The 20,510-nt window shown below is 66.3% G+C and carries 17 protein-coding genes and 1 tRNA gene; 7 read left to right on the forward strand and 11 right to left on the reverse strand.

All coding sequences use genetic code 11. From position 1 onward, the window contains the following. Positions 1-101: 101 nt before the first annotated feature. Positions 102-2,423 (reverse strand): ATP-dependent Clp protease ATP-binding subunit ClpA, encoded by a 2,322-nt coding sequence (clpA, locus tag IEX25_RS07385; protein ID WP_188714653.1) that lies wholly within the window; start codon positions 2,421-2,423, stop codon positions 102-104. A gap of 212 nt (positions 2,424-2,635) precedes the next feature. Beyond that, positions 2,636-3,382, reverse strand: coding sequence for a hydroxyacylglutathione hydrolase (gene gloB, locus IEX25_RS07390; protein WP_103174006.1), 747 nt, complete (start codon positions 3,380-3,382; stop codon positions 2,636-2,638). Positions 3,383-3,440: 58 nt separating this feature from the next. On the opposite strand from gloB, the gene IEX25_RS07395 reads away from it, so the two are divergent. The 6 genes from IEX25_RS07395 (at position 3,441) to IEX25_RS07420 (ending at position 9,635) form a co-directional block, all read left to right on the forward strand. Then, entirely contained in the window at positions 3,441-4,268 is an 828-nt protein-coding gene (locus IEX25_RS07395; protein WP_103174005.1) for a methyltransferase domain-containing protein, read from the forward strand. A gap of 479 nt (positions 4,269-4,747) precedes the next feature. Beyond that, entirely contained in the window at positions 4,748-5,308 is a 561-nt protein-coding gene (locus tag IEX25_RS07400) for a F0F1 ATP synthase subunit delta (protein ID WP_188714654.1), read from the forward strand. Continuing rightward, positions 5,308-6,843, forward strand: a complete 1,536-nt coding sequence (gene atpA / locus IEX25_RS07405) for a F0F1 ATP synthase subunit alpha (RefSeq protein ID WP_103174003.1) — start codon at positions 5,308-5,310, stop codon at positions 6,841-6,843. The genes IEX25_RS07400 and atpA overlap by 1 nt, the downstream gene beginning before the upstream one ends. Before the next feature lie 12 nt (positions 6,844-6,855). Continuing rightward, a complete protein-coding gene (locus tag IEX25_RS07410; protein WP_103174002.1) occupies positions 6,856-7,734 on the forward strand; it encodes a F0F1 ATP synthase subunit gamma in 879 nt (292 codons plus the stop codon). A gap of 17 nt (positions 7,735-7,751) precedes the next feature. Then, the gene (gene atpD / locus IEX25_RS07415) at positions 7,752-9,176 is read left to right on the forward strand and encodes a F0F1 ATP synthase subunit beta (protein ID WP_103174001.1); all 1,425 of its coding nucleotides are present in this window, start codon (positions 7,752-7,754) and stop codon (positions 9,174-9,176) included. A gap of 9 nt (positions 9,177-9,185) precedes the next feature. Further along, complete coding sequence (locus IEX25_RS07420) at positions 9,186-9,635, forward strand: F0F1 ATP synthase subunit epsilon (RefSeq protein ID WP_103174000.1); 450 nt, start codon at positions 9,186-9,188, stop codon at positions 9,633-9,635. 53 nt (positions 9,636-9,688) lie between these two features. Here IEX25_RS07420 and IEX25_RS07425 read toward each other — a convergent pair whose 3' ends face one another. Continuing rightward, a complete protein-coding gene (locus IEX25_RS07425) occupies positions 9,689-10,666 on the reverse strand; it encodes a GlxA family transcriptional regulator (protein WP_103173999.1) in 978 nt (325 codons plus the stop codon). Positions 10,667-10,796: 130 nt separating this feature from the next. Between IEX25_RS07425 and IEX25_RS07430 the strand changes: the two genes are divergently transcribed. Further along, positions 10,797-12,206 (forward strand): class II 3-deoxy-7-phosphoheptulonate synthase, encoded by a 1,410-nt coding sequence (locus IEX25_RS07430; RefSeq protein WP_103173998.1) that lies wholly within the window; start codon positions 10,797-10,799, stop codon positions 12,204-12,206. A 275-nt stretch (positions 12,207-12,481) separates the two neighbouring features. On the opposite strand, the gene nirD is transcribed toward IEX25_RS07430, so the two are convergent. The 8 genes from nirD to IEX25_RS07470 form a co-directional block, all read right to left on the reverse strand. Further along, positions 12,482-12,814, reverse strand: coding sequence for a nitrite reductase small subunit NirD (nirD, locus tag IEX25_RS07435; RefSeq protein WP_188714655.1), 333 nt, complete (start codon positions 12,812-12,814; stop codon positions 12,482-12,484). After that, positions 12,811-15,240, reverse strand: a complete 2,430-nt coding sequence (nirB, locus tag IEX25_RS07440) for a nitrite reductase large subunit NirB (protein WP_188714656.1) — start codon at positions 15,238-15,240, stop codon at positions 12,811-12,813. Before nirB ends, nirD begins: the two co-directional genes overlap by 4 nt. 387 nt (positions 15,241-15,627) lie before the next feature. Then, positions 15,628-15,703: transfer RNA gene (locus IEX25_RS07445), tRNA-Ala, on the reverse strand. A gap of 34 nt (positions 15,704-15,737) precedes the next feature. After that, positions 15,738-17,084, reverse strand: coding sequence for a cytochrome P450 (locus IEX25_RS07450; protein ID WP_103173680.1), 1,347 nt, complete (start codon positions 17,082-17,084; stop codon positions 15,738-15,740). Continuing rightward, on the reverse strand, positions 17,081-18,274 hold the full coding sequence (locus tag IEX25_RS07455; RefSeq protein WP_188714657.1) for a hypothetical protein: 1,194 nt from the start codon (positions 18,272-18,274) through the stop codon (positions 17,081-17,083). Before IEX25_RS07455 ends, IEX25_RS07450 begins: the two co-directional genes overlap by 4 nt. Positions 18,275-18,332: 58 nt before the next feature. Continuing rightward, positions 18,333-19,019, reverse strand: a complete 687-nt coding sequence (locus IEX25_RS07460) for a M48 family metallopeptidase (RefSeq protein WP_103173682.1) — start codon at positions 19,017-19,019, stop codon at positions 18,333-18,335. A gap of 40 nt (positions 19,020-19,059) precedes the next feature. Next, entirely contained in the window at positions 19,060-20,241 is a 1,182-nt protein-coding gene (locus IEX25_RS07465; RefSeq protein ID WP_103173683.1) for a vWA domain-containing protein, read from the reverse strand. Then, entirely contained in the window at positions 20,241-20,405 is a 165-nt protein-coding gene (locus IEX25_RS07470) for a hypothetical protein (protein WP_188714658.1), read from the reverse strand. The genes IEX25_RS07465 and IEX25_RS07470 overlap by 1 nt, the downstream gene beginning before the upstream one ends. Positions 20,406-20,510 lie beyond the last annotated feature (105 nt).

Below are 20,510 nucleotides of genomic sequence, written 5' to 3' on the forward strand. Positions count from 1 at the left end.
GTCGAGGGGGCCGGAAACGCCAAGCCTTCGGCTTGCCGCCCCCGCAAAAGGAAAGCCCCGCCGCGAACAGGTCGGGCGGGGCCTCGTTTCTGTCGTGCCGATCAGTCGGCGGTCAGCAGCGGCGTCTTGGACTTTCCAATGCGCGGGGCGTCGGGGCCGGTGATATCGAAGACGGGCTTGTCGTCCTCGATCTTGACGCGGACCACGCCGCCCTTGGTCAGTCGGCCGAACAGCAGTTCCTCGGCCAGCGGCTTCTTGATGTTCTCCTGGATCACGCGGCCCAGGGGACGGGCGCCCATCTTGTCGTCGTAGCCCTTTTCGGCCAGCCAGTCGGCTGCTTCCGGGGTCAGTTCGATATGGACATTGCGATCCATCAACTGCGCTTCCAGTTGCAGCACGAACTTCTCGACCACATGGACCACCACGTCGCGCGACAGCGCGGCAAAGCTGATGACCGCGTCGAGGCGGTTGCGGAACTCGGGCGTGAAGGTCCGCTCGATGGCGGCGGTATCCTCGCCCTCGCGCTTGTCGCGGCCGAAGCCGATCGCCGCCTTCTGCATGTCCGAGGCCCCGGCGTTCGAGGTCATGATCAGGATCACGTTGCGGAAATCCACCTGCCGGCCGTTGTGGTCGGTCAGCTTGCCGTGGTCCATCACCTGCAACAGGATGTTGTAGACATCCGGATGCGCCTTCTCGATCTCGTCCAGCAGCAGCACGCAATGCGGATGCTGGTCCACGCCGTCGGTCAGCATCCCGCCCTGGTCAAAGCCGACATAGCCCGGAGGCGCGCCGATCAGGCGGGACACCGCGTGCTTCTCCATGTATTCCGACATGTCGAAGCGCAGCAGTTCGACACCCAGGGTCGCGGCCAGCTGCTTGGCGACCTCGGTCTTGCCCACCCCGGTCGGCCCGGCGAACAGATAGTTGCCGATGGGCTTTTCGGGTTCGCGCAGGCCGGCGCGGGCCAGCTTGATGGCCGATGACAGGGCGGTGATCGCCGCATCCTGCCCGAAGACCACGCGCTTGAGCGAGCTTTCCAGATCGCGCAGAACCTCGGCATCGTCCTTGCTGACGTTCTTGGGCGGGATACGGGCGATCTTGGCCACCACGGCCTCGATCTCCTTCGGGCCGATGGTCTTGCGCCGCTTGCTTTCGCTGACCAGGTGCTGGGCCGCCCCGGCCTCGTCGATCACGTCGATGGCGCTGTCGGGCAGCTTGCGGTCGTTGATGTAACGGCTGGCCAGTTCCACCGCCGACTTGATCGCATCGTTGGTATAGCGCAGGTCGTGGTGCTTCTCGAAGGATAGCTTCAGGCCCATGAGGATCTTGATCGTGTCGGGCACCGAAGGCTCGTTCACGTCGATCTTCTGGAACCGGCGCGACAAGGCCCGATCCTTCTCGAAGTGCTGGCGGAATTCCTTGTAGGTCGTGGAGCCCATGCAGCGCAGCTTGCCGCCCGACAGCGCGGGTTTCAGCAGGTTCGAGGCATCCATCGCCCCGCCCGAGGTCGCGCCCGCGCCGATCACGGTATGGATCTCGTCGATGAACAGGATCGCGTCCGGATGGTTTTCCAGTTCCTTCACGACCGCCTTCAGCCGTTCCTCGAAATCGCCGCGATAGCGGGTGCCCGCCAGCAGCGCGCCCATGTCGAGCGAGAAGATCGTGGCGCCCGCCAGCACGTCCGGGGTTTCCCCACGCGTGATCTTCAGCGCAAGGCCCTCGGCGATGGCAGTCTTGCCCACGCCGGGATCGCCCACCAGAAGCGGGTTGTTCTTGCGGCGGCGGCACAGGACCTGGATCGCGCGTTCCACCTCGGCCTCGCGGCCGATCAGCGGGTCGATGTCGCCCTTCTTGGACTTGGCATTCAGGTCCACGCAATACTTGCCAAGCGCGGTTTCATCCTTGGATTCCGTCGCGGCCTCGGCCTGCTTCTGTTCGGGTTCGTCCGACCCGACGACCTTGCGGTTCTCGTTGAAGGAGGGGTTCTTCGCCACGCCATGCGCGATGAAGTTGACCGCGTCGTAACGGGTCATGTCCATTTCCTGCAGGAAGAAGGCCGCGTTGGATTCGCGTTCGGCAAAGATCGCGACCAGCACGTTGGCGCCCGTGACCTCTTGCCGGCCCGAGCTTTGGACATGGATTGCGGCACGCTGGATCACCCGCTGGAAGGCGGCTGTCGGCACGGCCTCGGACCCTTCCACATCGGTGATCAGCGTCGAAAGATCGTCCTCGATGAAGTCGATCAGCAGCTTGCGAAGTTCGTCCAGGTCGACATTGCAGGCCCGCATCACCTTGACCGCGTCCGGTTCCTCGGTCAGGGCCAGCAGCAGGTGTTCGAGCGTGGCAAGCTCGTGTCGATGTTCGTTCGCCAGGGCAAGCGCCTGGTGGATGGCCTGTTCCAATGAGGTCGAGAAGCTTGGCACGGTCGTCTCCTGTCAGTCGACTGGCGGTATGGGCATATCTTGAGGCCCACCTGCCCAGACTGTCACGATACAGTTAAGATTTGGTGGAATTCGGGCGGCATCAAGTGGTATTTTTAGCCGATGCCACGGTTTTCCCACGGTTGAGGCAAATGTGATGCGCCATGGTGCGGATTTCAAGCGCCAGCCCCTGCATGTCGATTTTCACTTGCCGGTCAGAATGCGTCCTTCATCGCGCGGAGCTTCGCGAAGACCTTGGCATCCGAGGCATCTTCCATCCCCAGCCCCGTGCGCAGGGCCGCCACACGCAGGAACGGATTCGTCTCGCGCTCAAGCGACAGGGGGGCAGGGGCGCAGGGCATCCGGGCGCGCTGGACGGTGTCCAGGCGGTCGCGCAGGGCTTGGTTGTCGGGATCGACCGACAGGGCGAAGGCGCCGTTGCCCGCGCAGTAATCGTGGCCCGAACAGATCAAGGTGTCTGCCGGCAGGGCGTTCAGCCGCGCCAGGCTGTCCCACATCATCTGCGGCGTCCCTTCGAACAGGCGGCCGCATCCCAGGGCCATCAGGCTGTCGGCGGTGAAGGCAAAGCCCGATTGCGGAAAATGAAAGGCGACATGACCGACCGTATGGCCGGACACGTCGAGGATCTTCACCGGCTCGCCCAGGGCTTCCAGCGGCTCGCCGGGCGTGATCCGCAGATCCAGCGGGGGCAGGCGATGGGCGTCGGCGGCGGCGCCGATCACCATGGCGCCGGTTTGCTTCACGATCTCGGCCACGCCATCCACATGGTCCGAATGGTGATGGGTCAGCAGGATCGCCGACAGGCCCCAGTCGCGCGCCGCCAGTTCCTGCAGGATCGGCGCGGCCTCGGGGGCGTCGATCAGGACGGTGCCCTCGTCGCCATGCAGCAAATAGGCATAGTTGTCCTTCAGGCAGCGCAGCGTGACCAGTTCCAGCGGCATTGGCAAAGTCCTTTTCCTGTGATGTGGTCAAGCCTGTCAAAAGCCGGGCCGGGGCGCAATGCACCACGATATCGCCGACCTTCGCCAGTTCTATTACCAGCGGTCACTGGGGCGCGTGGTGCAGCGCATCCTGCGCGACCGGCTGGTGTCCCGCTGGCAGCCGGCAGGCTGCACCGGCATGAACGTGGCGGGCTTCGGCTTTGCCGCGCCGATGCTGCGTCCCTATCTGCCCACGGCGCGGCGGGTCACGGCCTTGATGCCGGGGCCGCAGGGGGTGATGGCCTGGCCTGCCGGGATGCCCAACCACAGCGTCCTGTGCGACGAGACGGCCTGGCCGCTGGAAACCGGAAGCGTGGACCGGCTGGTGATCCTGCACGGGCTGGAGACCAGCGACGATCCCGCCGCCCTGCTGGCCGAGGCCTGGCGCGTCCTTGGACCCGGCGGGCGGGTCATGGCGATGGTGCCGAACCGCGCGGGCTTGTGGGCGGCATCAGACCGCACGCCCTTCGGCCTGGGGCGCAGCTATACGACCGGACAGATCGAGACCCAGGCCCGGCGCGCGGGCTTTGTCCCGGAATGGCACGGATCGGCGGTGTATATCCCGCCCTCGGACCGGCGGTTCTGGCTGGGCAGCGCGCAGATGTGGGAACGCACCGGCATGCGGATCAGCCGCGTGCTGATCGCCGGCGTCGTGCTGACCGAACTGTCAAAGCAGGTCCGCGCGCCCATCGGCCCGGAACTGCGTGTCCATGTGCCAAGCCCGCTGGAGATTCTGGACGGGGTCGTCGGCCCCCGCCCGGCCCGTGCGCCGCTGGGCCGAAACTTGCACCATCTGCAGAAGAGAGGGCGTGCCCCCGGGTCGAATCGCGAAGAAACCTGTCCATAAGGTGAACTGACGGCCGTCACCGGTTTCGCATATAGCCTAAAGTCGTAACTGGTAGCCTACTTTTGTGTCCGTCCGTCCGGTCGGTCCTGGTATCGGCAGGACGGTCAAGCCGTCCTCTGTACAGTGCTCGGTTGCGCCCGGCATGCGTGCACTGCGTCCGCGGGTCACGCATGCCGGGTTTTTTCCGGCCCATTTGCGGAAACGGTTCCCCCTGCGTCCAGGGAAGCGGGGCCTGTTCCGGTCTTGCCACGATGCGGGACGGGGTGTTTTGCGCACCGTTCCGCGGGCTGAGGATCGTTAGCCCGCAAGCCTCTTATTTCCATGCGCTATCCGGTTGCCCGGCCCGCAATCACCTGCTAGAGACGCCGCAGATTTCCGAACGGCCCTCCATAAGCCGTGCGACTGCGACCCGCACCCCGCGACAGACCGGCAGCAAACCGGCCCGCCAGTGGGGCTTGCGCAAACCGTAAAGGATGACCGTGGCCAACTCTGTTTCCATGTCCCAGAGCATCGCCGGGCGCTATGCGCAGGCCGTCTTCGACATCGTCAAGGAAGACGGGGGCCTGGACGCCCTGGCCCAGCAGACCGAGGATCTGGGCGCCGCGCTGCATGACAGCGCCGACTTGCGCGCCCTGATCAGCTCTCCCATCTATACCCGTGACGACCAGGCCCGCGCCATCGGTGCCCTGGCGCAGAAGATGGGATTTTCGCCGGTCCTGGCCAACACGCTGCAGCTGATGTCGAAGAACCGCCGCCTGTTCGTGCTGCCGCAGTTGGTGCGCCAGTTGCAGGCGCTGATCGCCGCAGAACGCGGCGAGGTGACGGCCGAGGTGACGAGCGCCGTTGCGCTGACCGACGACCAGCAGGCCCGCCTGCGCGATACCTTGGCGCAGAAGTCGGGCAAGAAAGTGAAACTGAACACCCGCGTCGATGAGGCTCTTATCGGCGGCATGATTGTCAAGCTGGGCTCGCAGATGATCGACAGTTCGATCCGCTCGAAGCTCGCTTCCCTCCAGAATGCTATGAAAGAGGTCGGATAATGGGAATCCAGGCAGCCGAGATCTCGGCCATCCTCAAGGATCAGATCAGGAATTTCGGTCAGGAAGCCGAAGTGGCCGAAGTGGGCCAGGTGCTGTCCGTCGGTGACGGCATCGCCCGCGTCTATGGCCTCGACAAGGTGCAGGCCGGCGAGATGGTGGAATTCCCGGGCGGCGTCCGGGGCATGGTGCTGAACCTCGAAACCGACAACGTCGGCATCGTGATCTTCGGCGACGACCGCGACATCAAGGAAGGCGACACCGTCAAGCGCACCCGCTCCATCGTGGACGTGCCGGTCGGCAAGGGCCTTCTGGGCCGCGTCGTGGACGCGCTTGGCAACCCGATCGACGGCAAGGGCCCGATCGAGTTCACCGAGCGTCGCATCGCCGACGTCAAGGCGCCGGGCATCATGCCGCGCAAGTCGGTGCACGAGCCGATGGCGACCGGCCTGAAGTCGGTTGACGCCATGATCCCCGTTGGCCGGGGCCAGCGCGAACTGATCATCGGCGACCGCCAGACCGGCAAGACCGCCATCGTTCTGGACACGATCCTGAACCAGCAGAACTACAACGGCCGCGAGGCCGAGGGCATGAAGACCCTGCACTGTATCTATGTCGCCGTGGGTCAGAAGCGTTCGACCGTCGCCCAGCTGGTCAAGAAGCTGGAAGAAACCGGCGCCATGGCCTATACGACCGTGGTGGCCGCGACCGCGTCCGACCCCGCGCCGATGCAGTTCCTGGCGCCCTATTCGGGCACCGCGATCGGCGAATACTTCCGCGACAACGGCATGGACGCGCTGATCATCTATGACGACCTGTCCAAGCAGGCCGTGGCTTACCGCCAGATGTCGCTGCTGCTGCGCCGTCCGCCCGGCCGCGAAGCCTATCCGGGCGACGTGTTCTATCTGCACTCGCGCCTGCTGGAGCGTTCGGCCAAGCTGAACGAGGCCAATGGCGCAGGCTCGCTGACCGCGCTGCCGATCATCGAGACGCAGGCGGGCGACGTGTCGGCCTATATCCCGACCAACGTGATCTCGATCACCGACGGCCAGATCTTCCTGGAAACGGAACTGTTCTTCCAGGGCATCCGCCCTGCCGTGAACACCGGTCTGTCCGTGTCCCGCGTGGGTTCTGCCGCCCAGACCAAGGCGATGAAGTCGGTCGCCGGTCCGGTCAAGCTGGAGCTGGCCCAGTACCGCGAGATGGCGGCCTTCGCCCAGTTCGGGTCCGACCTCGACGCCGCGACCCAGCGCCTGCTGAACCGCGGTTCGCGCCTGACGGAACTGATGAAGCAGCCGCAGTATCGTCCGCTGACCAACGCCGAGATCGTGATCGTGATCTATGCCGGCACCAAGGGTTATATCGACAACGTGCCGGTGCGCGACGTCGTTGCCTGGGAAGACGGGCTGATCCAGTTCCTGCGCAACCAGAAGGCCGACCTGCTGGACGACATGACCCGCAACGACCGCAAGGTTTCGGGCGATCTGGAAGACGCGATCAAGGCTGCTCTGGACGCATACAACAAGACCCGCGCCTGAGAGGGGGAATAGATGCCCAGTCTCAAGGATCTCAAGAACCGGATCGGAAGCGTCAAGAACACGCGGAAGATCACGAAGGCGATGCAGATGGTCGCCGCCGCGAAGCTGCGCCGCGCGCAGGACGCGGCGGAAGCCGCGCGCCCCTATGCCGACCGCATGGCGGCGGTGATGGCCGGACTGACCGCGAATGCGGCCGGTTCGGCATCCGCGCCGCGCCTGCTGGCGGGGACGGGTGCGGACCGCAAGCATCTGCTGGTCGTGATGACCTCGGAACGCGGTCTGGCCGGCGGCTTCAACAGCACCATCGTCAAGCTGGCGCGGCAGCACGCCGACCGCCTGCGCGGCGAGGGCAAGGAAGTCGCGATCATGACCGTCGGCAAGAAGGGCCGCGAACAGCTGAAGCGTGAATACGGCAGCCTGTTCGTGAACCATGTCGACATGTCCGAGGTCAAGCGCGTCGGCTATGACAACGCCCGCGCCATCGCGGACGACGTGCTGGACCGCTTCGAGGCCGGCGACTTCGATGTCGCCACGATCTTCTACAACCGCTTCGAATCGGTGATCAGCCAGGTTCCGACCGCGCGCCAGATCATCCCCGCCGAGATGCCGGAAGGCGAGGCGGCTGGCGGAGCCTCGGCGCTTTACGATTACGAACCCGGCGAGGAAGCCATTCTGGCCGACCTGCTGCCGCGTTCGGTCGCGACGCAGATCTTTGCGGCGCTTCTGGAAAACGCCGCGTCCGAACAGGGCGCGCGGATGACGGCCATGGACAACGCCACGCGCAACGCGGGCGAGATGATCGACCGTCTGACGACCGAGTACAACCGCTCGCGTCAGGCCGCGATCACCAAGGAACTCATCGAAATCATCTCGGGCGCCGAGGCGCTCTGACACGTAGGGGTAATCACATGGCAGAGGCCACTGGTAAAATCACGCAGGTGATCGGCGCCGTCGTTGACGTGCAGTTCGACAATCACCTGCCGGCGATTCTGAACGCGCTTGAAACCACCAACAACGGCAAGAAGCTGGTCCTGGAAGTGGCCCAGCATCTTGGCGAGAACACCGTCCGCACCATCGCCATGGACTCGACCGAAGGTCTGGTCCGCGGCGAGCGCGTGAGCGACACCGGCGGCCCGATCACCGTGCCGGTCGGAGACGTGACGCTGGGCCGCATCCTGAACGTCGTGGGCGAGCCCGTTGACGAGGGCGAGCCGCTGAACGTCAGCGAACGCCGCGCGATCCACCAGCCGGCGCCGGAATTCGCCCAGCAGGCGACCTCGTCGGAAATCCTGGTGACGGGCATCAAGGTCATCGACCTGCTGGCCCCCTATTCCAAGGGCGGCAAGATCGGCCTGTTCGGCGGCGCCGGCGTGGGCAAGACCGTTCTGATCATGGAACTGATCAACAACATCGCCAAGGTGCACTCGGGCTATTCCGTGTTCGCGGGCGTGGGTGAGCGCACCCGCGAAGGCAACGACCTTTACCACGAGATGGTGGAGTCGGGCGTCATCAAGCCGGACAACCTGGCGGAAAGCCAAGTGGCCCTGGTTTACGGCCAGATGAACGAGCCTCCCGGGGCGCGGATGCGCGTCGCGCTGACCGGCCTGACCGTGGCCGAGCAGTTCCGCGACGCCACCGGCACCGACGTTCTGTTCTTCGTGGACAACATCTTCCGCTTCACGCAGGCCGGTTCCGAAGTGTCGGCGCTGCTGGGCCGCATCCCATCCGCCGTGGGTTACCAGCCGACGCTGGCCACCGACATGGGCGCGATGCAGGAACGCATCACCTCGACCAAGAACGGCTCGATCACCTCGATCCAGGCCGTCTATGTTCCGGCCGACGACCTGACCGACCCGGCGCCCGCCACGACCTTCGCCCACCTGGACGCCACGACCGTGCTGTCGCGCGCGATCTCGGAACTGGGCATCTATCCGGCCGTGGACCCGCTGGATTCGAACAGCCGTATCCTCGATCCGGCCGTCGTCGGAGAGGAGCATTACCAGGTCGCCCGCGACGTCCAGGGCATCCTGCAGAAGTACAAGTCGCTGCAGGACATCATCGCCATCCTGGGCATGGACGAACTGTCCGAGGAGGACAAGCTGACCGTGGCCCGCGCCCGGAAGATCCAGCGCTTCCTGTCGCAGCCCTTCGACGTGGCGAAGGTGTTCACCGGTTCCGACGGCGTCCAGGTGCCGCTGGAAAAGACCATCGCGTCCTTCAAGGCCGTGGTCGCGGGTGAATACGACCACCTGCCCGAAGCCGCCTTCTACATGGTCGGCGATATCGAGGACGTGAAGGCGAAAGCCCAGCGTCTGGCGGCAGAAGCCGCGTAAGGGGGCGAAATGGCCGATACCATGCAGTTCGACCTCGTGTCGCCGGAACGGAGACTTGTCTCCGTTCCCGTGCGCGAGGTGCGCCTGCCGGGCACGGATGGCGATCTGACCGCCATGCCCGGCCATGCGCCCACCATCGTCACGCTGCGGCCCGGCCTTGTCACGGTCGTGGGGGCCGACGGATCGCAGACCGAATTCGCCGTCACCGGCGGATTTGTCGAGATCAGCGCCGATTCGGTCAGCCTGCTGGCCGAACGCGGCCACCCGCGCGAGGAAATGACCCAGGCCGTCTATAACGACATGATGGCCGAGGCTCGTCGTCGTCGCCAGGCCGTCGAAGGCAAGCGCGATTCGGTGGGCGAGGATGTCGTCACCGCCGCGGTCAAGCTGCTGGCGGACATGGAGGCCCTGGGCACCCATGTGGGGCTGGATCCGAATCAATCGACCGTGCCCGCCTAAGCGGCCGGCTTGAAGAAAGAAAACCCCGGCGCGGCAGCCCGCGCCGGGGTTTTTCATGCCTGCGGCGCAGCCCCGGTGCCCCGTTCCCGGTAAGGCGTGCTGCCGTAAAGCGCGCGATAGCATTTCGAGAAATGCGAGGGGCTGGAAAAGCCGGACGCCAGCGCAACCTCGATGATCGACATTTCGGTCTGCATCAGAAGATTGCGCGCGCGGGCCAGCCGAGTTTCCATGTAATAGCGTTTCGGGCTGCGGTTCAGATAGCGGCGGAACAGGCGTTCCAACTGCCGCGTGGACATGCCCGCATCCGCCGCCAGCCGGGCAGGGCTGATCGGGTCTTCCAGGTTGCCCTCCATGCGGGCGATCACGGCGGCCAGGCGGGGGTGGCGGACGCCGATCCGGGTCGGGATGGACAGCCGCTGCCGGTCCTGGTTGGTGCGGATCGTGGTGTGCAGCATCTGGTCCGCGACTTCGGTCGCGATGGCGTCGCCCTGCGCCTCGGCGATCAGGTGCAGCATCATGTCGATGGACGACGTGCCCCCCGCCGCCGTCAGCCTGTTCCCGTCATTGACGAAGACCGACCGATACAGATCGACCTGCGGAAAGGCCTCGGCGAAGCCATCGTGGTTTTCCCAATGGATCGTGGCCTTGCGCCCGTCCAGCAGCCCGGCCTCGGCCAGGATCCAGGCGCCGGTGCAGACCGCGCCCATGCTGGCGCCCCCGCGCGCCTGTTTGCGCAGCCAGGTCAGAACGGGCCTGGTCGCCTCGCGGGCGATGTCGGTGCCGCCGCAGACGATGACCACTTCATCGCGTTCGGGGACAATCTCGGCATCCAGGCCGCCGTCCAGGGCCACCCTTGCGCCGTTTGAGCAGGTGGCCCAGTCGCGGCCGGCGCCCACCAGACGCCAGGAATAAAGTTCGCCCCCGGCGGCGCGGTTGGCCAGCCGCAGCGGTTCGATCGCGGCCGTGAACGGCAGCATGGTGAACCTGTCCAGCAACAGGAACGTGAAGCGTCGGGGTTTTTCGGAGGGCATGGGGCAGTCTTCGCGCGTGATCACGACACATCATCAGGGATTTGCGACCGCTGCAAGGGGATCCGCCTTCTTCCCCCCGGCATCATTCCCGTCTATACCTGCACGATCATTTTTCCAAGGAGTCCGTGCCATGACGCAGGAGAACCGCAAGACCGTTGCCACCCAGTCCTGGGACAAGGCCGGTTGGCGCGCCTATCCACGCGTGCAGATGCCGGAATATACCGACCCGGCCGCCCTGAACGCGGTCGAAGCGCAGTTGCGCCGCTATCCGCCCCTGGTCTTTGCCGGAGAGGCGCGCCGCCTGAAGGCCCAGCTTGCCCAGGCGGCCGAAGGCCGCGCCTTCCTGCTGCAGGGCGGGGATTGCGCCGAAAGCTTTGCCGAATTCAGCGCCGACAACATCCGCGACACCTTCAAGGTGCTGCTGCAGATGGCCGTGGTCCTGACCTGGGGCGCGCAGATGCCGGTGATCAAGGTCGGCCGGATGGCGGGGCAGTTCGCCAAGCCCCGCAGCGCCCCGACCGAGGTGATGAACGGGGTCGAGCTTCCCAGCTATCGCGGCGATATCATCAACGGCTTCGACTTCACGCCCGAAGCGCGGATCCCCGATCCGCAGCGAATGCTGGCGGCTTACACGCAGGCGGCGGCGTCCCTGAACCTGCTGCGGGCATTCTCGACCGGCGGTTTTGCGGACATGCACCGCGTCCAAAGCTGGATCGCCGATTTCGTGGGCGGCCCCGAGGCGGCGAAGTACCGCGACATCGCTGGCCGGATCAGCGACGCCATGGCCTTCATGCAGGCGGCGGGCGTGAATTCCGACACGGCGCACCAACTGTCCAAGGTCGATTTCTACACCAGCCACGAAGCCTTGCTGCTGGAATATGAGGAAGCCCTGGCCCGTGTCGATTCGACGACCGGCCTGCCAGTGGCCGGGTCGGGCCACATGATCTGGATCGGAGACCGCACCCGCCAGGTGGATGGCGCCCATGTCGAGTTCTGCCGGGGCGTGCAGAACCCCATCGGGTTGAAATGCGGCCCGACCACGACGGCGGAAGACCTCAAGGTCCTGATGGAGAAGCTGAACCCGCAGAACGAGCCGGGCCGGCTGACCCTGATCGCGCGCTTCGGGGCGGGCAAGGTGGGCGACCATCTGCCGCGCCTGATCCAGACCGTCCGGTCCGAGGGCGCGAATGTCGTCTGGTCCTGCGACCCGATGCACGGCAACGTCATCAAGTCCTCGACCGGCTACAAGACGCGGGCCTTTGATTCGATCCTGCGCGAGGTGCGAGAGTTCTTCGCCGTCCACAAGGCGGAAGGCACGATCCCCGGCGGCGTGCATTTCGAGATGACGGGCCAGGACGTGACCGAATGCACCGGCGGCGTCCGCGCGGTCACCGACGAGGATCTGTCGGACCGTTACCACACCGCCTGCGATCCGCGCCTGAACGCCAGCCAGTCTCTGGAGCTGGCCTTCCTGGTGGCCGAGGAGTTGCGCAACCGCCGCGAAGCCGCCGTCCGAACCCCGGACGCCATGGTGGGCTGATGCCTCACGGCCGCCCTTGCCGGGCGGCCGATTTTGTCTGCACCATGGCTTTGGTGGCAAGGTGGTCGTTCCAGCCGCCGGTGCCGCTGTGTCTCGTCCGTCCAACGGATCGGCGCAAATGAATGGCCCGGCCGCCTGCGGTCGGTGAACAGCACTCGCAGCATGGGACAGCCTTGGGGTGTGATATCCGGTGACAGAACTCCGCAACCCAGGCCGCAACAAGGACAGATCGTGCGGGTTGCAGGACTAAAGTGGTGGATGGCCCTGGGCGCTCCTCAGGCGGCGCTGCGGCGAAGCAGGGTGGCCTCGATCAGGATGCGGCCCTCCTGCACCTTGGCGGCGAAGGTCCGCACCCGGCCTTCGTCCGCGCCCTGGGCCTGGCCGGTGTTCATGTCGAAGACCCAGTTGTGCAGCGGACAGGTGACAAAGGTGCCGTGGACGATGCCTTCGGACAAAGGCCCGCCCTTGTGGGAGCAGCGATCCTCCAGCGCGAAGACGCGGTCGTCGGCGGTGCGGAACACGGCCACGCAGCCCTGCGCGGTCCTGACCACGCGCGCGCCTTGGGCCGGGACGTCGTCAAGCGATCCGATATCGACAAAGATGGTCATTCCGCAGCCTCCAGCGTCAGGTCGGCAAGGGGCGCCCATTTGGGCGTCTCGGATGGGGTGGAGAGATCGGCCCAAGGGTCGCGGCGATAGACGGACTGGCTGATCTCGAACCGTTCCACCAAGGCGCGGCGGTTTTCCATGTCGTCCACGACCTGCGCCTTGATCCAGCCAAGGCCGACCTTGTCCATCCATTTCCAGATGCGATCCAGGTATCGGGCATTCTCGCGGTAAAGCTGGGTCACGGCGAGGATGATCTGGATCGCCTCGTCTTCCGACGGGGTCGAGGCGAGGGGCACCGTCTCGCGCACCTCCATCCCCGCCGCGCCGCCGATCACGATGTTGTAGCCGCTGTCCACGCAGACCACGCCGATGTCCTTGCAGGTGGCCTCGGCACAATTGCGGGGGCAGCCGGACACGCCCAGCTTCAGCTTGTGCGGCGTCCAGGACCCCCACATCAGCTTTTCCAGCTTGATGCCAAGGCCCGTCGAATCCTGCGTGCCGACGCGGCAGAATTCCTGGCCGACGCAGGTCTTCACCGTGCGCAGGCCCTTGGAATAGGCGGCGCCCGACACCATGCCGGCGGCGTTCAGGTCGGCCCACATATGCGGCAGGTCTTCCTTCCTGACGCCCAGCAGGTCGATCCGCTGGCCGCCCGTGACCTTGACCATGGGCACGCCGTATTTTTCGGCCGCGTCGGCAATCGCGCGCAACTCGGCAGGCGTGGTGACGCCGCCCCACATGCGCGGGACCACCGAATAGGTGCCGTCCTTCTGGATATTGGCGTGGTTGCGTTCGTTGACGAAGCGCGACTGCCGGTCGTCGCGGTATTCCAGCGGATATTCCGCCAGCAGATAGTAGTTCAGCGCGGGTCGGCAGGAATGGCAGCCGCCCACGGTCTTCCAGCCAAGCTCCTGCATCACGGCGGGGATCGACTTCAACCCCATTGCCCGGATCAGACGGCGCAGGTCCTCGTGGCTGTGGTCGGTGCATCTGCACATGCCCATGGGGGCGTCCTGCACCGCGTCGCCCAGGGCCAAGGCCATGACCTGCTGGACCAGCCCGGTGCAGGTCCCGCAGGAGGCGCTGGCCTTGGTGCAGGCCCGCATCTGGTCCAGCGTGCAGGCCCCACCCATGGCGGCGTTCATGATCGTGCCCTTGGAAACGCCGTTGCAGCCGCAGATTTCCGCCTCGGGCGGCAAGGCTGCGACGGCCGCCACCGGATCCGGGGCGCCGCCCCCCTGGAAGGCCGGGCCGAAGATCAGCCTGTCGCGCATCGGGCCGATGTCGGTGCCGTCCTTCATCAGCCCATGGAACCAGGCGCCGTCCGCGGTGTCGCCATACATGACCACGCCGACGATGCGGTCGCCTTCCAGCACCAGCCGCTTGTAGATGCCTCGGCCTGGGTCGCGGAAGACGATATCCTCGCGCCCCGGCGCATCCGCGAAGTCGCCCGCGCTGAACAGGTCGCAGCCCGTCACCTTCAGCTTGGTGGCGGTCTGGACGGGGACAAATGCGGCATCCTGGTCCAGCAGGGTCCGGGCCAGCACCCTGGCCTGGTCGTAAAGCGGCGCAACAAGCCCGAAGACCTGGCCGCGATGTTCCACGCATTCGCCAAGCGCGAAGATGTGGGGATCGCTGGTCCGCATCGCGTCATCCACGACGATCCCGCGCTCGACCTCCAGATGCGCATCGACGGCCAGGCGGGTTTCGGGCCGGATGCCCACGGCCATGCAGACCAGGTCGGCCGGATGGACGGCGCCGTCTTCCAGCAGCACGGCCTCGGCCCGGTCCGTTCCCAGGATCGCCTTGGTCGCGCCCTTGCAGTGGACCGTGATGCCGCGCCGTTCCAAATCCTTCTGCAGCAGGTATCCCGCCGCCGGATCAAGCTGGCGTTCCATCAGGTGCCCCATCAGGTGGACCACCGTGACGCGGGCGCCGCGCGCGGCCATGCCCGCCGCCGCCTCCAGCCCCAGCAGGCCGCCGCCGATGACCACCGCGTCCTTGCCCCTGGTGTCCATCATGGCCCGCGTGTCCTCCAGGTCGCGATAGGTGACGACGCCGTGCAGATCCCTGCCGGGAACGGGGATGATGAAGGGCGCCGACCCCGTGGCGATGACCAGGGCGTCGTAAGGCGCGCCGCCGCTGTTCGAATAGACCACGCGGTTCTTGCGGTCGATCCTGACCACCGCCTCTCCGAACCGGCAATCGACGTTGTGGGCGGCATACCAGGCATCGTCATGGGTGACGATCTGTTCATAGGTCTTCTCGCCCGACAGGACCGGCGACAGCATCAGCCGGTCATAGTTGCCGCGCGACTCGGCGTTGAACAGGGTCACATCGAAGATGTCGGGCGCGGCGCCGAGCAGGTGTTCCAGCATCCGCCCCGAGGCCATTCCGGCGCCGATGACGACAAGTTTCTTTTTCATGGCTTTTCCCTTCAGGCGGGTTGGAAGGTGGCGCGGGACGGTCGGATGGACGGGTGCATCCACGGGGTGCAGCCCGCCACCCGCAGGAACAGGACAGGGGCCCGCAGCCCCGCAGGACCGGATCGAACCGTCACGCTTTCAGGAAATGCCGCATCATTGCGAACGGACCAGTGACGCGCCATTGCGCCGGGCCTTGGGTGCAGACTGGCCGAGTCTTGCGCCGGGGCCAAGCTGCAGGGATCGTGACCGCGCGTTTTCGGGCCGAAGATTGCTGCAAGCGCAAAAGGTCTGTGCGCGCTGCCTGCGGATCGGTCAGTTTGGAAACCCGGCCACGAATGAACCCTGCGGCTGGCAAGGTCTGGAGGATTGGAAGATCGTTTTGGAGATTGGTGGAGCCGAGGGGAATCGAACCCCTGGCCTCGTCATTGCGAACGACGCGCTCTACCAACTGAGCTACGGCCCCACTGGCGTTCTTTTTGTCCCGGCCGCCGGGAATGTCAAGCGGGTGAATTGCGCGGTGCCAGGTGGATTGTGATGCCGTCGCGTCCCCGGACGGTCAGGCGTGCGACCGGGGTGGGGGGCCGGGGGCCGGGGCGAAGATGGAAGGCCTGGGCGATGCGGGCCAGCATGACCACGCCCTCGACCATGGCAAGGCCCGCGCCGGGGCAGACCCGCTGGCCTGCCGAAAAGGGGATAAAGGCGTCGCGGGCGCTGTTCTGGGTTTCCGGGCGATGCCATCTGGCAGGATCGAACTCATCCGGCCGGTCCCAGAGGCGCACATGGCGATGCAGATGCCAGGGCGACAGGACCAGTTGCGCGCCGGGCGGCGCCCTGCGCCCGCGCAGCGTTTCCGATCGCGCCGCCTGCCGGACCATCATCGGGACCGGGGGATAAAGCCGCAGCGCCTCTCGGAACACCGCGCGGGTGGTGCGCAGGGCCTTGACCCCGGCCATATCGGGGGTCAGGGACGCTGCCTCGGCGGCGACGGCCTTCTGCCATTCGGGATGGGCCGCCAGCAGCCACAGCGCCCAGGCAAGCGCCGAGGCGCTTGTTTCGTGACCGGCCAGGAAGAAGATCGCCACCTGGTCCACCATCTCGGCTTCCGAAAAGCGGCGGCCGGTCTGCGGATCAGGCGTGGTCATGATCCGTGTCGCCAGGTCGTCGGGCGCCCCGCCGACGCGGATCGCGTCCATCCGGCCCTTGACCAGCCCGGCGATCAGGCTGCGGATTTCCCCCGCCGTGCGTCGCGTGCGCCGGGAATGGAGATGCGGCAGCCAGCGGGGCCAAGGCAGCAGCGCGGCCCAGTTGACCACCGGCTGCGCGTCCTGGTGCGCGCGAAAGGCGGCAAAGACCCGTTCCGCCGTCTCGTGCTCGATCGGCATCGAGAACATCGCGCGGAAGATCACGTCGGCTGCGGCATGGCTGGCCTCTGGCTCGATGTCCTGGGGGCCCGGCTTCAGCCGCGCGACCATGGCATCGGCCGCACCGAAGATGGCGGGCAAGGTATCGTGCAGCCTGCCGCCGTCGAAGGCCGGGTCGATGATGCGGCGCTGCGCAGCCCATTCCGGTCCATTGGTCACGAAGACCGAGGCCCCCAGCAAGGGCGCAAGGCCCGTACGAAGGCGGTTCGACTTGGGAAAATCCTGGGGCCGGTCCTTCAGGATCAGGCGTACCAGGGCCGGATCGTTGCAGAAGAAGCTGTGGACCAGCGGGCTGCGGAATTCGGCCATCCAGGCGCGATACAGCCGTTCAGGCAGGGCGGACAGCAGGTCGCGGCGAAAGGCGCGGGCAAAGCGAAGCACGCTGCCCCGGCCCTCGGTCGTCTGGGGGCGGGGCGGGATCATGGCAGGCCCGGCCCGGCCGGAATGGCGATGCGTCCCGGCGAGGGATGGCGCCCGGCGAAGCGGTCGGCAAGCCGACGCGGCCCGGCGGTGATGGCGAAATAGTCGTAATCGCCCGGCCGGTCGAAGGCGCAGAGATATTGCAGATGCAGCCGGAACCACCGCCACCGCAGATCGCGCTGCTGACGCGGCGACAGGGTCTGCGTGAAGGCCGCCGACAAGACCAGCGGCCATCGCTGCCCAGGCCTCGCGACCCCCGACACCGCGACCGGATCGCACAAGGCGAAGCTGCAGGGATCCCCGGGGGCGGTGACGTCCAGCCAGAACAGATCCGGGCGTTCCGACAGAAAGGCCAGGTCGGCCCGCAGCCGATGCGCGCGGGGCAGGAACGAGGCCATCGGCACCACCTGACCCAGGGTCAGAAGCGCCAAGGCCGGACGATCCGACGCCGGTCCGCCCCGCCGGATCATGTCCGCCAGGACCGAGACCGCCAGATAAGCGCCCGAGGAATGGCCGACGACCAGGACCTCGTCCAGATCTTCGGCCAGGGCCTGGGCAATGCGGTCGGCGAACTGCGCCAGCCGTTGTTCCAGTTGGGGCGGATAGGCGCCGTGCAGGCCGGCGGTGAAGGCATAGTCCTGCATCAGGTAGTGGGCAAACAGGCGATGGTCCTGGGACCGCGCTAGGACCAGCACCCACCAACCAGTTGCAAGCGCGGCGCCCATCCCAAGCCATTCCAGCCCCGTCAGGGCCGTCGCGCCCCATCCCGCCAGCATGGCCAGCAGGACTGCGGCCAGAAGTTGCAGCACCAGCACCGCGACCGGATAGAGCGCCGCCAGAACCGGCCCGCGCCGCAATCGCATCAGCCGCCGCAGCGCGCCCGAGGCGATATAGATCCACGCCGTCCGCAGCATCCGCGCATAGGTCGCAAGGATGCCCCCCTGCATCGACGCCTGCACGAGGTCGGACCAGACCAGAACCTCGACCTGCGCCTGGGCCATGCCCTCCGGGAAGCAGGCGCGGGTCTGCCAGCCGAAAGCGGCCCCGCCGGCGGGTTTTTCCACCGTCAGATCAAAGCCGCCGACCTGTGCCTGCCTTCGGGATTCGCGGCGATAGAGTTCGCGGTAGCGACGCGGAGGCATGGGATCGAAGCCGGGCACATAGAACACCCGGCGGCGGAACGGTCGCGTCATCGTCTGTCTCGGTTGTGTCAGGACAGCATAAGACAACCGCCCGTTGCTGCAAGGGTCTTCAGCCTTGCTGCCACCGTGCCTGGTTCTGCTGGATGGCGGCGATGCGCCTGGCCGTTGGCGGATGCGACAACAGCCAGGCCGGGGCCGATCCCCCGCGATTGCCGGTCAGGCGTTCCAGCTTGCGGAACAACGAGATCTGCGGATCCGTCCCCAGGCCCGCGCGGATCATCAGGGCGCTTGCGAAGCGGTCCGCCTCGAATTCGTCGTCGCGCGACAGGCGGGCGGCGACGGCGGTGGCGATCAGTCCGGCGATCCAGGCGCCCAGGCCGGGGATGATGCGCCCCAGAACGCCCGCAAGCGCCATGCGGATCGCGTTCTGCCCCGCAAAGTCGATCATCCGCCGCCGGGCATGGCCGTGGGCCACATGACCCAGTTCATGGGCGATGACGCTGGCCAGTTCCTCGGGCGTGACCTCTCCGGCGTCCAGCTTGCGGATGAAGCCGCGGGTCAGGAAGATGCGCCCGTCGGGGGCGGCAAGCCCGTTCACGGGTTCCACCTCATAGACATGGGCGCGCACGGGCGGCAGGTCCATGGCCCGGCCCAGCCGTTCCAGCATCGGCACCAGCCGGGGATGGTTCAGCGGCGTCGATTTCTGGTTCAGTTCCTGCCGCAGCCGGTACAGGGAAAAGAACCACATGGCGGCCAGATACAGAACCAGCAGGATGATCGGCAGGTATTTCATCATGCGCCCAATATGGTCCCGTCCAGGCCCTCGCGCCAGAGGTTCAGCCCAGGATCCGCATCGCCTGCGTCAACCCGTCCAGCGTCATGGGCATCATCCGGTTTTCGAAGATTCGGCCGATCATGGCGATGGACTGGGTATAACCCCAATGCGCCTGCGGGACCGGGTTCAGCCAGACATGGTCGGGCCAGGTCTCGGCCGCGCGGCGCAGCCAGACCTCTCCGGCCTCGGGGTTCCAGTGTTCGTTGGCCCCGCCGGGAACCGCGATCTCATATGGCGACATCGACGCATCGCCCACGAAGATGCATTTGTAGTCGCGCCCGAAGCGGTGCAGCACGTCCCAGGTCGGCGTCTGTTCGGTCCAGCGGCGGCGGTTGTCGGTCCACACGCCCTCGTAAAGGCAGTTGTGGAAATAGAAATGCTCCATGTGCTTGAACTCGGCCCGCGCGGCCGAGAACAACTCGTCCACGACGCGGATATGGTCGTCCATCGACCCACCCACGTCCAGAAACAGCAGCACCTTGACGGCATTGCGCCGTTCCGGCCGGGTCTGCACGTCGATATAGCCGTGATCTGCCGTGGCGCGGATGGTGGCGGGCAGGTCCAGTTCGTCCGCCGCCCCATGCCGCGCCCATTGGCGCAGGCGCTTCAGCGCGACCTTGATGTTGCGGGTGCCCAGTTCGACATTGTCGTCGAAGTCGCGGAATTCACGCTTGTCCCAGACCTTGACCGCACGGCGGTGGCGGGATTCGTCCTGGCCGATGCGCACCCCTTCGGGGTTGTAGCCATAGGCGCCGAAGGGCGAGGTGCCGCCCGTGCCGATCCACTTGCTGCCGCCTTGGTGGCGCCCCTGCTGTTCGGCCAGCCTTTCGCGCAGTTTGCGCATCAGATCCTCGAAACTGCCGCTGCCCTGGATTTGGGCCTTTTCGGCATCGGTCAGCAGCTTTTCGGCCAGCTTCTCAAGCCAGTCGCGGGGGATCGCCTGTTCGGTCACAAGCGCCTCGACCGGAATGGCTTCAAGGCCCGAGAACGCCTCGGCGAAGGCCCGGTCGAAGCGGTCGATGTGGCGCTCGTCCTTGACCAGGGCCAGACGCGCCAGATGATAGAAGCCATCGACCGTCCAGCCTGCGACACCCGCCTGCATCCCGGCCATCAGGTCCAGCCATTCCCGCAGCGAGACCGGGACCCCTTGCCGGCGCAGGCTGTCGAGGAATGGAATGAACATCACATCATCCGGTCGATGATGACGGTCGCAAACAGGCCCACGACCGCGAAGGCGATGGCGAAGCCGGCCGCATACTGCGCGCGGTCGCGTCCCGTGCCGCCCAGTCCGACGGCGCGGCGCCAGCCCAGGATGGCACCGATGATGGCGGCGACGATGACGATCATGGGGGCCTCTGGTCCTGTTCCGTCCCTCCAGATAGCCGCTGGTCCGGCGTGGTGCAACCAAGGGCATGGGAACGGGTGTCCCCGAAAGGGGTTGAGCCACAGGCG

Origin of the sequence: Paracoccus acridae, from assembly GCF_014642735.1 — a bacterium.
GTDB lineage: Bacteria > Pseudomonadota > Alphaproteobacteria > Rhodobacterales > Rhodobacteraceae > Paracoccus > Paracoccus acridae.